At 67.8% G+C, this 16005-nt stretch carries 11 protein-coding genes; 5 read left to right on the top strand and 6 right to left on the bottom strand.

Annotated features, from left to right (window positions below):
* Positions 1 to 169: 169 nt before the first annotated feature.
* From HALZIN_RS0100315 to HALZIN_RS0100300, 4 genes are all read left to right on the top strand, one after another.
* Complete coding sequence (locus HALZIN_RS0100315) at positions 170 to 1330, top strand: glycerate kinase (RefSeq protein WP_031382272.1); 1161 nt, start codon at positions 170 to 172, stop codon at positions 1328 to 1330.
* 118 nt (positions 1331 to 1448) lie between these two features.
* Positions 1449 to 1922 carry a Dps family protein gene (locus HALZIN_RS0100310; RefSeq protein WP_031382271.1) on the top strand — a complete coding sequence of 158 codons (474 nt, stop codon included), beginning with the start codon at positions 1449 to 1451 and terminating at the stop codon, positions 1920 to 1922.
* 220 nt (positions 1923 to 2142) lie between these two features.
* The gene (locus HALZIN_RS0100305) at positions 2143 to 2706 is read left to right on the top strand and encodes a type 1 glutamine amidotransferase domain-containing protein (RefSeq protein WP_031382270.1); all 564 of its coding nucleotides are present in this window, start codon (positions 2143 to 2145) and stop codon (positions 2704 to 2706) included.
* Positions 2707 to 2796: 90 nt separating this feature from the next.
* The gene (locus HALZIN_RS0100300; protein ID WP_031382269.1) at positions 2797 to 3924 is read left to right on the top strand and encodes an App1 family protein; all 1128 of its coding nucleotides are present in this window, start codon (positions 2797 to 2799) and stop codon (positions 3922 to 3924) included.
* 10 nt (positions 3925 to 3934) lie between these two features.
* Here the strand turns inward: HALZIN_RS0100300 and HALZIN_RS0100295 are convergent, their stop codons facing one another.
* The 6 genes from HALZIN_RS0100295 to HALZIN_RS0100270 all read right to left on the bottom strand — a co-directional run bounded on the left by HALZIN_RS0100295 (position 3935) and on the right by HALZIN_RS0100270 (position 15138).
* On the bottom strand, positions 3935 to 7066 hold the full coding sequence (locus HALZIN_RS0100295; RefSeq protein ID WP_035575038.1) for an efflux RND transporter permease subunit: 3132 nt from the start codon (positions 7064 to 7066) through the stop codon (positions 3935 to 3937).
* Positions 7063 to 8160 carry an efflux RND transporter periplasmic adaptor subunit gene (locus tag HALZIN_RS0100290; protein WP_051907303.1) on the bottom strand — a complete coding sequence of 366 codons (1098 nt, stop codon included), beginning with the start codon at positions 8158 to 8160 and terminating at the stop codon, positions 7063 to 7065. The genes HALZIN_RS0100295 and HALZIN_RS0100290 overlap by 4 nt, the downstream gene beginning before the upstream one ends.
* Before the next feature lie 126 nt (positions 8161 to 8286).
* Complete coding sequence (locus tag HALZIN_RS0100285; RefSeq protein ID WP_031382266.1) at positions 8287 to 9819, bottom strand: aminoacyl-histidine dipeptidase; 1533 nt, start codon at positions 9817 to 9819, stop codon at positions 8287 to 8289.
* A 136-nt stretch (positions 9820 to 9955) separates the two neighbouring features.
* The gene (locus tag HALZIN_RS0100280) at positions 9956 to 12187 is read right to left on the bottom strand and encodes a tRNA(Met) cytidine acetyltransferase TmcA (protein WP_035575034.1); all 2232 of its coding nucleotides are present in this window, start codon (positions 12185 to 12187) and stop codon (positions 9956 to 9958) included.
* Positions 12188 to 12472: 285 nt separating this feature from the next.
* Complete coding sequence (locus tag HALZIN_RS0100275; protein ID WP_031382264.1) at positions 12473 to 14023, bottom strand: DHA2 family efflux MFS transporter permease subunit; 1551 nt, start codon at positions 14021 to 14023, stop codon at positions 12473 to 12475.
* On the bottom strand, positions 14020 to 15138 hold the full coding sequence (locus HALZIN_RS0100270; protein WP_051907302.1) for an HlyD family secretion protein: 1119 nt from the start codon (positions 15136 to 15138) through the stop codon (positions 14020 to 14022). The genes HALZIN_RS0100275 and HALZIN_RS0100270 overlap by 4 nt, the downstream gene beginning before the upstream one ends.
* A gap of 214 nt (positions 15139 to 15352) precedes the next feature.
* On the opposite strand from HALZIN_RS0100270, the gene HALZIN_RS0100260 reads away from it, so the two are divergent.
* The gene (locus HALZIN_RS0100260) at positions 15353 to 16000 is read left to right on the top strand and encodes a TetR/AcrR family transcriptional regulator (RefSeq protein WP_031382262.1); all 648 of its coding nucleotides are present in this window, start codon (positions 15353 to 15355) and stop codon (positions 15998 to 16000) included.
* Positions 16001 to 16005: the final 5 nt, after the last annotated feature.

The raw sequence follows: 16005 nt of genomic DNA, 5'->3' as shown, positions 1-16005 counted from the left end.
CAGCATGCGTCCGGCCCGCTCCGATAACCGACAGGCCACCATTCAAGCATATCCGCGGCGCCACGAACCGCCATGGGTTTTGTTTTATCGCTGGCTTGGCGCATATTGGCAAAGCCTGCGTGGCGCGCCGGGCTCACTCGACATTCGATCTTACTACCTGAGGAAGGCCATGAAGTTTCTGATTGCCCCCGACAGTTACAAGGACGCGCTGAGCGCCCGCGAGGCGGCGGCGGCGATCGCCCGTGGCCTGCGTCGGGTGCTGCCCGACGCCGAACTGGTGGAGTGCCCGATGGGCGACGGCGGCGAGGGCACGCTCGATGCGCTGCTCGCCTCGACCGGCGCCGAGCGGCGCACCGCCACCGTCCACGATGCGTTGGGCCGGCCCGCCGAGGCGGCCTGGGGCTGGCACGCGACCAGCCGCACCGCTTACGTGGAACTCGCCGAGGCCAGCGGCCTGCAGGCCCTGGGGCGTGACGAGCGAACCGCGCTGACCAGCACCACCCGCGGGGTCGGCGAGTTGATTCTGGCCGCGCTCGACGCCGGCGCCGAGCGGCTGATCCTGACGCTGGGCGGCAGCGCCACCAACGATGCCGGATCGGGCATGCTCGCGGCGCTCGGCGCGAGCCTTCTGGACCGCGCCGGCCGGCCGCTGGCCCCCGGCGGCGCGGCATTGGCCAAGCTGGCCAGCCTGGATCTTTCCGGGCTCGACCCGCGCCTCGCCGGGTTACGGGTCGAGACCGCCGTCGACGTCGATAACCCGCTGACCGGGCCGCGTGGGGCGAGCGCCGTGTTCGGCCCCCAGAAGGGCGCCAGCGAGGCCGAGGTCGAGCGCCTCGACAGCGCCTTGGCCCACTTCGCCGACTGCCTCGCCGACACGCTGGGCCGCGACGAGCGCGACTATCCCGGGGCGGGTGCTGCCGGCGGCATGGGCTTTGCCGCCCGCGCGCTGCTGAATGCCGAACTGCGCCCGGGAATCGAGCTGGTCATGGATCAGGCCAACTTCGATAAAGCGCTCGCCGACAGCGACCTGGTGATCACCGGCGAGGGTCAGCTCGACGGCCAGAGCCTGGCCGGCAAGACGCCGATCGGCATCGCCCGGCGCGCCCGCGCGCACGGCGTGCCCACGGTGGTGCTCGCCGGTCGGCTGGGCGAGGGCTGGCAGGCCGCCCACGACGAAGGCGTCTGTGCCGCATTGGCGCTGGCCGACGGCCCGATGAGCCTCGACGAGGCCTTGGCGCGCTGTGGTGAACTGCTCGCCGAGCGCGCCGAAGCCGTGGCCCGGCTGATGGTCTTGTCGCGTCCAGAGCCACGCGTCTCATCGCCCCCTTGAAAGTGGCGGGAATGCCCCAAATCAATAGGATAGCGCTATCTCGACGATGCATCGCGATGGCTGTCCGCGTTCGCCGTGGGCAGCTACCATCGGACAACCGTTTTATGGAGGGGCATTAATGAGCGATACCAACGCCATCGGCCTGCACAACAGCAGCGCCAACGAACTGGCCGACAAGCTCAATACGCTGCTGGCCAACTACCAGATCTTCTACATGAACGTTCGCGGCTACCACTGGAACGTCAAGGGCCATCAGTTCTTCGAGCTGCATACCAAGTTCGAGGAGCTCTATGACGACCTGCTGACCAAGGTCGACGAAGTCGCCGAGCGGATTCTGACCCTGGGCCATCAGCCGGTCCATGCCTACAGCGACTACGTCAAGATCGCCTCCATCCAGGAAGACAAGGACGTTCACCAGGGCGAGGCCTGCGTGCGCGGCATCGTCCAGGGCTATCAGACGCTGATCGAACTGCAGCGCGAGCTGCTCAGCCTGGCCGCCGACGCCGACGACGAAGGCACCGCCTCGCAGGTCGGCGACTATATCCGCGAGCAGGAAAAGACCATCTGGATGCTCAACGCCTATCTCGGCTGAGCACCGTTCGTTAGCGCTTGCACGCCGCCGCCCCACGGGGCGGCGGCGTCGTTTCTGAATGCCGCCGCTGGCGGCGCGACGATTGCCGTCTTAGCGCCATTGCCTATGCTGAAGGGACATCGTCCGGCGATCGCCCTTGTGATCGTCGCCGATGATCCCCAGAAAGTCTCTGAAGCACGGCCTCATGCCGTGCCGCTCACTGTGCCGCAAGGAGGTAGCCATGAGCCAGAAGCTGAGTGGAAAGCGCGTTGCGATTCTCGCCACCGACGGGTTCGAGGAATCGGAGCTCGCGGTGCCCAAGAAGGAACTCGATTCGCAGGGCATCACCGTGCATGTCGTCGCCCCGGACAAGAAAGGGATCCGCGCCTGGGCGGAAACCGACTGGGGCGACACCTACGACGTCGATGTCGCGCTCGACGACGCCGATGTCGCGAGTTACCACGCCCTGGTGCTGCCGGGCGGCCTTTTCAACCCGGATAGCCTGCGCGTCAACGAGAAGGCCCAGGCCTTCGCCCGGCATTTCTTCGAAACCGGCAAGCCGGTCGGCGCGATCTGCCACGGCCCCTGGCTGCTGATCAATGCCGGTGTCGTCAAGGGCCGCCGCATGACCTCGTTCCCGAGCCTCGCCCAGGATCTCAAGAACGCCGGTGCCGAGTGGGTCGATGAGCAAGTGGTCGTCGACAGCGGGCTGGTGACCAGCCGCAAGCCGGCGGATCTCGACGCGTTCTGCAGCAAGTTGATCGAGGAGATCGGCGAAGGGCGTCACAGCGAACAGCACGCCTGAGCCGTTGTCTCGCCTGTTCACGTCCGCCCTGCCATCGGCGCGGCGGACGTTTGCACGTTAGCGCCCATCATTTCTCGACCCGGAGCTCGCATGGCCCACGGCCCTCGAACGCCCTATCAGGCATTGCGCAAACTGCTGAAACTCGCCGCCCGACCGATGAAATCCGATCGCGGACGCGGCGGGGTGGTGGTGCAGGCCTATCGCGGCTACGGCTCGACGCGCGAGGCCTACCTGATGGGGCGGGTCTTCCGTCAACCCAGCCTGGGGTTGCCGGCGCGTGAAGGTACGCTGCTTCGCGATCTGCTCGACGTGCTGCGGCGTAGCGTGCGCTGGGGCGTCAAGGCGGCCACGGTAGTCGTCGAGATCGACGGCAGCCGGCATACCGTGGAGACCGATCGCGACGGCTATTTCGACGTGCACATGGCGCTGGATCGGCCGCTGCCCGACGACCGCAGCTGGCATCAGGCGACGCTCGACGTGTATCTCGACGACGAACACACGATCAGCGGCAAGACCGAGGTCTATGTCCCGCCGCCGGCGGTCGACCTGGCGGTGATCAGCGACATCGACGATACCGTGATGTACACCGGCGTCGCCAACAAGCTCAAGATGTTCTATCGGCTGTTCTTCGAGAAGGCCGACCGGCGCACCGCCTTTGCCGGCGTGGCGCCCTTCTATCAGGCGCTGTTCGCCGGCGCCGACGGCCAGCGGCGGCGCCCGCTGCTCTACGTTTCGCGCGGGCCGTGGAGCATCTACGAAATTCTCGAGGCGTTCTTCCAGCGCAACCGCATCCCGGTGGGCCCGATCCTGTTCCTGCGCGAATGGGGGCTGAGCCTGCAGCGCCCGCTGCCGCGCAAGGCGGTCGATCACAAGGCCAAGATGATCGAGAAGATGCTCAGCCTCTACGACACCCTGCCGTTCGTGCTGATCGGCGACAGCGGCCAGCACGATCCGGAAACCTACACCCGCATCGTGCGCGAATACCCCGGGCGCATCCGCGCCATCTACATCCGCAAGATCGGCCGCAGTACCTCGCGCGACGCCGCGATCGAGGCGCTCGCCGACGAAGTCGCCGCCGACGGCTGCACCCTGGTGTTGGCCAGCGACAGCGTGCGCATGGCCGAACACGCCCATCGCGAAGGGCTGATATCCCGTGCCGGCCTGGAAGCCGTGCGCCGCGCCCCCGACATCAGCGAACGCCGCGCCAGGCAAGCCTGAACGCGCCCGGCTACAAAACGCTAGGCGGCTGGCCCCGGGCCAGCGTCTCCGCTTGCTGCCGCTCACGGCGAATGCGCCGCGCCACGTGGTCGGGCGATTGGCTGTTGCGGGCCAATAGCGCGTAGGCCGCCGGCACGATGAACAGCGTCAGAAACGTCGCGAAGAGCACCCCGAAAAACACCACCACACCCACGGCGCGCCGGGCTTCCGCACCGGGGCCGGTCGCCAGCAACAGCGGTACTGCGCCGGCGGCGGCCGACAGCGAGGTCATCAATACCGGGCGCAGACGGATGCCGGCAGCATTGACGATGGCGTCGTGGAACGCCTGACCCCGATCGCGCAACTGATTGATGAACTCGACGATCAGCACGCCGTTCTTGGCCGCCAGCCCCACCAGCAGGATGGCGCCGATCTGGGAGAAGATATTGATGGTGATGCCGGTAAGCCATAGCCCGATGAGCCCGCCGGTCAGCGCCAGCGGCACCGTGGTCATGATCACCAGCGGTTGCCGGAAGCTCTCGAAATTCGCCGCCAGCACCAGATAGACAATCGCCAGCGCGAGTCCCAGCGTGATGTAGAGCGAGGCACCGGCTTTTAGAAAATCGCCGGCCGCGCCATCGTAGTTGAGCTGAATGGTGGGCGGAAGCTGCTGCGCGTATTGATCGACGATATCGATCGCCCGCCCCAGCGGAAAGCCGGGTACCAGACCGGCGGAAACCTCGACGGCGCGTAGCTGGTTGTAATGACTCAGTGTGTCGGCCCCGGCGGTCTCTTCGAGCGCGACGACGCTCGCCAACGGCACCAGTTCGCCGGAGGTATCGGAGCGCACATACAGATTGCGCAGATCGGTGGGCGTGCGCCGATCGATCTTGCGGCCCTGAACGATGACGTCGTACTCCTCCCCGCCGCGCGAGAAGGTGGTAACGCTCTGCCCGCCCATCATCGTCTGCAACGTGCGACCCACCGCGGCGACCGATACGCCCAGATCGGCGGCGCGGTCGCGGTCGATGGCGATGCGAATCTGCGGCTTGCGCTCGTTATATTCGGTTTCGACATCGACGAAAGCCGGCTGGGACTCCAGATACGCCATCAAGTCCTCGGCCTCGCGCGACAGGCTCTGGTAATCCTGGCCGCCGAGTATCATCTCCATGGCCCCATCGCCGCCGCCACCGCCCAGCCCACCGCGGGCATAGGCCGACACCTCGACGCCGGCCAGTGACTTAAAGCGCTCGCGCAGATCGGCGGCGATCGTTGCCGCATCGCGGGTGCGTTCATCCCAGGGCACCAGGGTGATCGTCAGGCGAGCCGTGTTCACGGCATTGCCGTCGTAGGAACCGGGAATACGGCTCAGGTAATGATCGACCACGCCAGCGGCACGATACTCGGCCAATACCGCTTCGACCTGGTCGAGATAACGCCGGGTGTATTCGAGCGTGGCGCCCTGCGGGCCGACCATGTACGCGCGGATCACGCCGCGGTCCTGGGGCGGCGTATACGCGCTGGGCAGCGCCCGGAACAGTGCGCCGGCAGCCAGCAATACCAGCAAGGCAACCGTCAGCATGCGCCAGGGATGCGCCACCACCCGCCTGAGCATCGCCGCGTAGCGTTGGCCAATGCGGCGAAAGCGCGCATCCACCCAATGGGCGAACCCGCTGCGCTTGGCGCGGCCCTTGAACAGCCGCGAGGTCATCATCGGCGTCAACGTGAGTGCCACCAGGGCGGAGAAGGCGACGGCGGCGGCCACGGTAAGGCCGAACTCTGCGAATAGGCGACCGACATCGCCGCCCATGTAGGAGATCGGCACGAACGCCGCCACCAGCACCAGCGTGGTGGCAATCACCGCGAAGGCGATTTCGCGCGAGCCGTCCAATGCCGCGAGCAACGGCGACTGGCCCTCTTCGATACGCCGGTAGATGTTTTCCAGCACCACGATCGCATCGTCCACCACCAGGCCGATGGCGAGCACCAGCGCCAGCAGCGTGAGCACGTTGAGCGAATAGCCCAGCGCGGCCATCGCGATGGTCGCCGCCAACAATGAGATCGGTACCACCGCCGCCGGAATCAGCGTGGCGCGCAGAGTGCCGAGAAAGCCGTAGATGGTCAGCAATACCATCGCCAGCGAAACCCCCAGCGCGATGTAGACCTCATAAATCGAGGCTTTTATGAATTCGGCACTGTCGAAGGTCACATCGAGCCGCATGCCTTCGGGCAGGGTCGAGCGGATGGGGCCCAGGCGCTCTCGCACCTCGCTCGATACCGCGACCGGATTGGCCTGCGCCTGTGGGGTAATACCCAGGCTTACCGCCACCTGACCGTTTGAACGCGCCAGGCTGCGCTGGCTTTCCGAACCCAGCTCCACGTCGGCCACTTCGCCAAGACGCACCAGGTTGCCGTCGGGTCCACGGCCAATCACCAGTTCGCGGAAATCCTGCGCCTGGGTGAATCCCGAGAGGGTGCGCAGCGTGAATTCGCGCGATTCGGACTCCAGACGGCCCGCCGGCAGTTCCACGTTCTGCGTATTCAGCGCTTGCGCCACGTCCTCCACGGTGAGTTCGCGGGCCGCCAACCCCTCCCGGTCGAGCCACAGCCGCATGGCGTAGCGGCGTTCGCCGGAAAGCTGCACCTGCGAGACGCCATCGACCGTGCTCAGCCGGTTGACCAGGTAGCGCTCGACATAGTCGGTGATCTCAAGCGGACTCAAGCGATCGCTGGTGAGCGTCAGCGACATCACCTCCTCGGCACCGGAGTCCGCGGTGCGAATCGACGGCGCCTCGGCCCCATCCGGCAGATTGTCGCGGATACGACCCAGCCGAGTCCGCACGTCGTTCGCCGCCTCGGCGATATCCGTATCGAGGCTGAACTCCATGTTGATCTCGGCCTGCTCGTCGACGCTCGTCGAGGTCATCTCCTCGAGCCCGGTTATGCCGGCGAGCTGCTCTTCGAGCACATCGGTGATCTGGGTTTCGACGACCTGGGCCGAGGCCCCCTGGTAAACCACATCGACCGAGACGAACGCGCGGCTGATATCCGGATATTCGCGCAACGGCAGAAGACGCAGCGCCATCAGACCCACGATCAGCAGCAGCAGGCTGATGACCGCGGCGAATACCGGACGGCGCACCGAGACGTCCGATAGCATCATGGCGCGTTCCCCGCCGGCTCGAACGCACCGCCTTGTGGCCCGTCGACCCGCGTCACCGGCGTGCCGTCGCGCACTTTCAGGGTTCCCTCCACGATGATCGACTCGTTAGGGGCCAGCCCATCGGTAATCTCGACCAGACCCGGTCGACGTGCGCCGGTTTGCACCTGGCGTCTTCTGGCCACGCCGTCCTCGATCACGAACACGAACTGCCGATCGTTCTGGGGAACCACGGCCTGCTCGGGGATCATCAACGCCGACTTGGTATCGCGCGTGAGGCGCACGGTCAGCAGCATGCCGGGCTTGACCAACCGCTTCGTGTTCGGTAGCGCCGCGCGCACCCGTACCGAGCGTGTCACCGGATCGACGCGTGTCGCCACATTCTGCACGGTCCCGCTGAATTCGATATCCGGATAAGCCGCCGAGCGGGCGGTGAGGATTTGCCCCGGCTCCAGCGTGCCCACGAATACCCCCGGCACGGTGAATTCGAGTTCGACAGGGGTCAGATCGTCGAGCGTGGTGATCACGGTACCCGGCTGCACCAAGCTGCCCACACTCACCTCGCGCAGCCCGAGGCGACCGCCGAATGGTGCGCGAATGACATGATCGGCCAACGCCGCCTCGGCCACAGCGACCCCCGCCCGATCGGTGCGCAGTTGGGTCTCGGATAACTGCAGCTGCGATTCCGATACCATGTTGGAACCAAACAGCTCGCGTTGGCGTTCATAGTCACTCGAGCTTTGCGCGGCTCTCGCCTGCGCGGCCTCGAGATTGGCCTTGACGCCAGCGGCTTCCAGCGTCGCCAGCACTTCGCCGGCCTGAACCGTCAAGCCCGGTTTGAAGGGCAGCGTATCGATGACGCCGGAAATCTCGGGCGTAATCTCCACCGCCTGGTTTGCGCGGGCGGTTCCCAGGGCCTGGATGCGATCCGCCAGCGGCTGCGGGCGTGTACGCTGTGCTAGCACCGTTACCGGCTCGCTGACGGACGCCTCGACGTTCAATTCGGCCCGCTCGCCGAAATACAACCACGCCACGCCGGCCGCGGCGATTGACACCACGATGAAGAGGAGGCCATTGATCGTACGAGAACTGCTCAAGATATAAGACCTCTTCCCGGATTACGCACGCCTTGGAGCGGCCACCGCTCTATTTCTATCAGATAGGGATTCAGACGATGGCACGATAAGCGCCTCGACCGATAGCCTATCCGCTTCGATCGGACACTAGGCCGCGCGCCCTGAGGCCAACGCCTCGATCAGCGCGCGCAGCAGCAACCAGAACTCCTCGACCGAATCGATCTCGACCCGTTCGTCGGGCGAATGGGCGCCACGAATCTGCGGGCCGAACGAGATCATCTCGAGCGCCGGGTACTTGCCACCGAGGATCCCGCACTCGAGCCCGGCGTGAATCACCTTGACCTCGGGATCGACGCCCAGCTTTTGCTGATGCAGCTCGCGAAAGCGCGTCAGCAGCGGGCTGTCGGGCTCCGGCGTCCAGCCCGGGTAGGCGTTCTCGACCCGGGTTTCGGCGCCGATCAGCCCGAACAGCGCGCGAAAACGATCGGCGATATCCGCCGTGGCGCTGTCGCGCAGCGAGCGCACCAGCGCGCAGAGGTGAAAGCGCCCCGATTCGAGCGAGACCACGCCGAGATTGTTGGAAGTCTCGACCACCCCGGGTACCTCGACGCTCATGCGCTCCACGCCGTACGGCGCGACGTGCAGCGCGGCGATGAGCATATGGCTGGCGGTGGCGGTCAGCGCCTCTTGAGTGCCAGCAGGCATGGTTTCTTCGGATGCCATGCCCGGCGCAGCTTCGGATGCCATGCCCGGCGCAGCTTCGGGCGCCATGGAAAGCGCCAGCGTCAGGCCCTCGTCGACGCCCGCCAGCTCGGCGACCAATTCCGCCTGCAGTTCGGCGAGGCGCGCCTGCGCGGCCTCGCTCTCGTCGGCGGCCAGCGCCAGGGTGGCGAACGCCTCGCGCGGCAGGGCGTTGCGCAACGTACCGCCGCGATAGTCGATCAGCCGCGCACCGCACGGCTCCAGCGCGCGCAACACGCGCACCAGCAACCGGTTGGCGTTGCCCCGGCCCTTGTCGATGTCGATACCCGAATGCCCTCCCGCCAGGCCGGTCAGCGACAGCCGCCAGACCCGCTCGTCGTCGCGCAGCGCACTGGTCGGCAGGTTGGCCTCGACCACCACGTCGGCGCCGCCGGCGCAGCCGATGTAGACCTGGCCGCGATCCTCGGAGTCCAGGTTGAGCAGGATATCGCCCTCGAGCCAACCCTCGGCGAGCTTCAGCGCGCCGCCCATCGACGACTCCTCCTCGACGGTGAACAGCGCCTCGAGCGGACCGTGCTCGAGCGTGTCGTCCTCGAGGATCGCCAGCGCCGCCGCCACGCCCATGCCGTTGTCGGCGCCCAGCGTGGTATCGCGGGCGTGCAGCCAGCCATCGGCGACATAGGTCTCGATGGGGTCCGTGGTGAAGTCGTGGGGCCGGTCGGCGTTGGCCTGGGCGACCATGTCCAGATGGCCCTGCAGCACGACGCCTGGCGCCTTTTCGCGGCCCGGCGAGGCCGGCTTGCGAATCAATAGATTGCCGGCGGCGTCGAAATCGTGACTCATTCCCCGGGCACTCGCCCAGTCGACGATCGTGCGGGCGAGCTGGGCCTCGTGGCCGGAGGGCCGCGGGGTATTGCACAGCGTGCGAAAATGGCGCCACAGCGGCGCCGGCGTCAGGCTGTCCAGATGGTCGTTCATGAGCAGATCCCGCAGTTGGCAAAACAATCGACGCTCATTGTACTGGCGAATGCTACCAGACGAATAATTGCAACGCCGGAGACGATTGCTGACGCCTTGTGGCGTTGACATCATGATGCCCGGGGCGCTCGACGCATCACTCGCCGCCCAGCGCTGCGCGCAACCGTCCGGCCAGCCCGCGCCAGTGCGCCTGCCGCACCTTGCGGCCCGCCGCCCCCCGGGGGCGGTTGGCCCCGGCGGGCTCGCGTCCCTGGAATAGTGGCGCGACCAGCGCCAGCCAGTCCGCCTCGGCCAGCGCCCCGGGTGCGCTGACACGCCCCGCCCGCCAGGCCCGCGCCAGCCACGGCCGGACCAGCGCCAGTTCGCCGCCGCCGGCGGCGAACCAGGCCAGCCGCGCCAGTGTCTCGGCATCCATCGGCGGCGCGTCGGTCGCCGGCAGCGCCTCATCAAGCAGTGCCATGGCCACCGCCGCGTCGAGTCCGTCGAGCTCGGCACCGAGCAGGCTGGGCAGCAGCGTGGCAAAGCTCATCCGCCACTCGTGCAGCGCGTCTTGCGCTTTTGGGCGCAGCGCCCGCGCCATCATCAGCGCATGCTCGCCGCTCGAGGCTTCCCGCGACAGCCCCAGGCGCAGCGCGACCAGCCGCTGGGCGCGCCAGAAGGCGACCAGCCCCGGTTCGGCGCCGAAACTGGTGCCCAGATAGTCGTCGCCGGCCGCGCGGGCGCGGGCCGCCAGCCGTTCGATCAGCGCCGAGCCGATACCACGGCGGCGGGCGGCGGGGTGCACGGCGATGCGCAACACTCGGCACCAGCGCGCCTCGGCGGCGGCGTAGAAACCGCCGTGGGCGGCCAGCGACTGGGCCAGCAGATGGCCGCGCGGACGCCGTTGGCCGTGATGGATCGCCTCGGCCAGCGGCGGCGGAAAGCCGCCCTCGCGCTGGCCGACACATACGCCCACGCAGTGCGCGCCGACGTAGGCGCCGATCAACGTCAGCTCGGGGCCGTCGAGCAGCTGGCGCAGATCGCCGGGGGTGGTGCGGTAGTGGGCCTGGACCAGCAAGCCGAACAGCTCGCCGAGGCCGACCTCGTCGTCGGCCAGCGCCTGGCGATCGAGCTCGCGACAAACGAGCGGCTGGGCGTCGAGTGGCGTGGCGACGGTGGCGTCGGCGGCGGGCTCGGCGTCGAGCAGTAAAAGCTCGCGGGTCAGCGCCTCGAGCGGATCGCCCTCGCCCCAGCGCACCGGCTGTTCCAGCCGACAGGCGCGCCAGTCGGGCGTCTCGCTGTCCAGCCGCGCGCGAAAGCGCAGCTCGAAGCCGCGCCCGGTGCCCTCGTAACCGTGCACGGTGGTGGCGAAGGCGATACGCGGAAAGGCCGCCAGCCAGCGCCCCAGCAGCGGCGCGGGTATCGCTGCGGCCTCGTCGACGAACAGCGTCGGCGGCGAGCGTGGATCGATGCCCGGGCCCTCCAAAGCCTCGCTCAGCGCATCCGGCGCCAGCAAACGCACCGTCGCCGGGCCATGGGCGAGCTCGGCATGAAAGGCGTGGGCCTCGCGACGCCCTTCCGGCAAGACCTCGCCGAGCCGTGCGAACACCGCTTCCAGCGCGGCGGCGCGTGGCCCGGTCAGCCAGATCTCGCGCTCGCCGGCCTGCAGGCGCCGCGCCGCGGCGATGCCCAGCGCGCTGCTTTTGCCGCGCCCGCGATCGGCGCTCAGTACCAGCGGTCGGCGCCGGCGCAGGCGCGTCAGACGGCACACCGCGGCGGCCTGGTCGTGAGTCAGGCAATCGTCGGCGGCGCTCAGCGGCGTGGGAATTACCGCATCGGGCAGAGTCAATTCGGGGGCAGAGGCCGCAGCCGGCCAGTGCAGGACCCAGGGCGAGGCTGCGAGGCGCCGGGCGATGCGCGTCAGGTTGCGCGCGCTCAGCGCCTCGGGCGGGTGCGGCCAGGCGGCCAGCCGCGCGTAGTCGGCATCGGCGGCCGGCACCCCGTCGCGCCACGCCTCGGGAGTGAGCAGCACCAGCAGGCCGCCGGCGCGCACGGTGCCGGCCAGCGCACCGAAGGCATCGGGATCGAAGCCGGCGCCCGGCGACAGCGCATCGATGATCACCAGGTCATGCTCGCCGCCCAGCCGGGAGCGCGCCAGGCGGGCCGGCAACGGTGGCAAGCCGGCGCCGCGGATCGCCTCGCTGTCCGGCCCCAGCCACAGCGGCGCGGACCAGTCGGCGCCCTGCCATATCGCCAATGCCCGCGCCAGCACGCGATCCAGTGGGCCATCGAGCCACAGCAGCGCACGATGACGCCGCTCGGCCAGCGTCGCGCGCAGCCGGGCGAGAGCGTCACCGAGGACGTCGGTCGGGGATGAGGTTGGGTTCATGCCGCACAGGATGCGCCATGAACGTATCGTGTGCCAATCATCCAGGGCCGTTGCAGTTGAACTGACGAGGGGTGCCGGGGCTAAAGCCCGACAAGCTTTTGGGAAAGAAATCCGGCGAGGAACTTGTCCCCAAGTCATGTCTGAAAGCCCGGCGAGCAATGGTCAGGCAAGGTGCAAATCAGCGAAAAGGCGGACCGGGCCAGCGCACGAGCTTATCGTTGTAAAGGAGTACCTTGAGATGATCTTTAACGCCGTATGGCCGAGCGCGGCCAGTGTCGGACAGGCTCAGGCATCGATGCGCTTGAGCAGGAACACCAAGGGCACGCTGGCCACATAGATCAGCCCCAGCCACAGAAAGATGTCGTTGAAGGCCAGCACCTGGGCCTGCTGCGAGACCCGCTGCGCCAGCATGGCGACGGCGGCCTGGTAGCTATCCGGGACATGGCCGGCAAGCAGCGCCTGATACTTGGCGATCTCCGCCACCACCACCTCGCGGCCAGCGTCGATGGCCGGGATCAGCTGGTTCCAGTGGAAGTCCTCGCGCACGTCGCGCACCGTGTCGAGCAGCGCCAGGCCCACCGCGCCGCCCAGGTTGCGCATCACGTTGAACAGTCCGCTGGCGTTGCCCACCTCGTGGGCCGGCAGGGTGCCCAGCGCGATCCGCGACGCGGGGATGATGCACATGATCAGCCCCATCCCGCGCACGATCTGCGGCACGAAGAACTGCCAGAAGCCTGACTCCACGGTGAGGTTGGCGTTCATCATGGTGCCCGTGCCGACCAGCAACAGCCCGCAGAACAGCAGCACGCGCAGATCGACGCGGTTGGACAGCTGGCCGACCACCGGCGCGCACAGGAACATCGTCACCCCGGTGACGAACATCACCTGGCCGATCTGCAGGCTCGAGTAACCGCGCACGTAGCCGAAGAACAGCGGCATGATGTAGACCAGCCCGTAGAGCGCGATGCCGATGACGAAGCCCAGCCCGGCGCCCAGCGCGAAGTTGCGGTTGGCGAAGGCGCGCAGGTCGACGATCGGATGGTCGTGGCGCAATGTGCGGGCGAAGAACCACACCCCGGCCAGCACGCAGGTCGCGCTGAACGCCACGATGCGCTCGCTGGCGAACCAGTCGTCGCCCGGGCCCTCCTCGAGGACGAACTCCAGCGAGCCGAGAAACACCGCGATCAGCACCAGGCCGATGAGGTCCAGGCGCCTGGCCACGGCATGGTTGGGCTTGTCGATATCGAGAAAGGTCCACGCCGCCCAGCACACCAGCATGCCGGGAATCACGTTGGCCAGGAACAGCCAGTGCCAGCTCAGCGTCTCGGTGATGTAGCCGCCCACCGTGGGGCCGATCGACGGCGCCATGGTCACCACCATGCCGATCACCGCCTGGACGCCGCCCATCACCCGACGCGGGAAGATCGAGAAACTCACCGCCTGGGTGATCGGGATCATCGCCCCGCCCATGAAGCCCTGGATGGCGCGCAGCACGATCAGCTGCTCGATCGAGGTGGCCAGCGCACAGCCCAGGCTGGCCAGGGTGAAACCGGCGCACGACAGGGTGAACGCCACCCGCGTCGAGAGAATGCGCATCAGCATCCCCGACAGCGGGATCATCACGATCTCGGCGATCAGGTACGACGTCTGCACCCAGGAGATCTGGTCCTGGCTGGCCGACAGCCCCGACTGGATCTCGTTGAGCGAACTGGCGACGATCTGGATGTCGAGGATCGCCATGAACATGCCGAACACCGCGGCGATGAAGCCGAGGCGCTGCGGCCAGGGCGGCATGTCGCTGACGCCCGCCGCTGAAGTGGCGGTCGCCTCGCTCATGATCCGGGCTGTTCCCGGGACCCCTTCTCGGCGCTCGCGCGGGCAACCTGGGCGTCATCGCGCGGCTCGAGCTCGCGGGTGTCGACCTCGGGGACCACCGACAGCCCGGCGCGCAACCGCCCTAGCGCCTCCGCGGGGCCGGTAACGCGGATCTTGACCGGCACGCGCTGGACGATCTTGTTGAAGTTGCCGGTGGCGTTGTCCTGCGGCAGCAGGCTGAACTCGGTACCGGTGGCCGGCGCCAGGCTGTCGACCACGCCCTCGAAGGCGATATCCGGGTAGGCATCGACGCGCAGCTCGACGCTCTGGCCAACGCGCATCCGCGTCAGCTGGGTCTCCTTGTAGTTGGCGGCGACATAGGCCGACTCGATCGGCACCAGTTGCATCAGGGTCAGCGAGGGTTGCGCCAGGCTGCCGGCCTCGGCGGTGATGTTGCCGACCACGCCGTCGCGCGGGGCGACGATGCGGGTCTTGTCAAGCTGATGGCGGGCGTAGGCCAGATCGGCGGCCGCGGCGTCGCGATTGGCTCTCGCGCTCTCGATGCTGGACTCGGCGACCGCCAGCTGACGCTGTGCGTAAACCACCGCGGCCCGGCGTGCGGCGAGGGTCGCTTCGGCGACTCGCAGCGCGGCCTGATCGTCCTCGCGTTGCTGCTGCGAGGCGTAGTTGCGGGACTCAAGCTTGGATGAGCGGGCCAGATGCTGGCGCGCCTGCTCGACATCGGATTCGGCGGCCCGCACCTGCGCCTGGGCCTGATCGATCGCGGCCTTCTGCAGCTCGTACTGGCGCTTCGCCTGGGTGAGCGACGCCGCCGCGACCGCCTGCTGGGCCTCGGCCTGGGCGAGCCGATCGCGATAGCTGGCGTCGTCGAGGCGCACCAGCAGATCGCCCTTCTCGACTCGCTGGTTGTCGTCCACCATCACCTCGGCGATACGCGCCGAGAGTTCGGCGCGCAGCGCGACGTTGTCGGTGCGCACGTAGGCGTTGTCGGTCTCCTCCAGGAAGCGCCCGGTCTGCCACCAGCCGATGGCCCACCAGGCCAGCGCCGCCAGTGCGACGATCGCCACCAGCACCGCCACGAGCTTCTTGCCGCTCAATGTGCCACCCGCCTTCATGCGCCCCTCCTTGAAGCTGTAGCTGTTGCCTTGAAGCTGCTGTCAGGCCTTTCGCCACCACTCAAGCGAGTGGACAACGAACCAGGGCTCGCAGTGTAATGAATGCTACACTACATGACCAGCAAGATCGCCTTCACGGCCGCAATCCTTACAATGGGTGCGATCGGGCAGGTGCGCCCGCCCACGCGATGAGCCAAGACGACCAAGGAGCGCCATGACCCGGCCAGCCCCGTTCGACAAGCCCGATGCAGCCCTGACCCCGCGTGGCGTCGCGCGCCGCGAGCGGCTGCTCGACGCGGCCCGCGACGTATTTCTCGAACAGGGCTACGCCGGCGCCAGCGTCAACGATGTGGTGGCCCGCGCCGGCGGCTCGCTGGCCACGCTGTACAAGCAGTTCGGCAACAAGGAGGGGTTGTTCGTCGCCGCCATGGAGCGCCACATCGCCACCGCCTGGGCGGTGCTCGAGGAAGGCCGGCGCGAAGCCACGGTGCCCGAGCAGGTACTTTACGAACTGGGCCGGCGCATGCTCGAGCTGATCTTCGATCCCGGGGTCATCCGGCTCAAGCGCGGGCTGGCCTTCGAGGCCGAGCGAGTGCCCGAACTCGGCGAGATGTTCCTGAGTCGCGGCCCCGACCGTATCCGCCAGGAGCTCGCCACCTACCTCGCCGAGCAGGTCGACCACGGCCGATTGACCATCGACGACCCGCGCGAGGCGGCCGGCATGTTCATGGGCATGCTGCTCGGCGAATGGCACATCGACGCCCTGCTCGGGCGCAAGATCGCGCCCTCCGCCGAGGCGTGCGACGCGCGGGCGCGCCACTGCGTGGCGGTGTTCTTGCAGGGAGTGAGCGCACGCAATTGACCGCG

It is taken from the genome of Halomonas zincidurans B6 (assembly GCF_000731955.1).
Classification (GTDB): Bacteria; Pseudomonadota; Gammaproteobacteria; order Pseudomonadales; family Halomonadaceae; genus Modicisalibacter; species Modicisalibacter zincidurans.
This window is presented reverse-complemented; position numbering and strand designations above follow the sequence as displayed.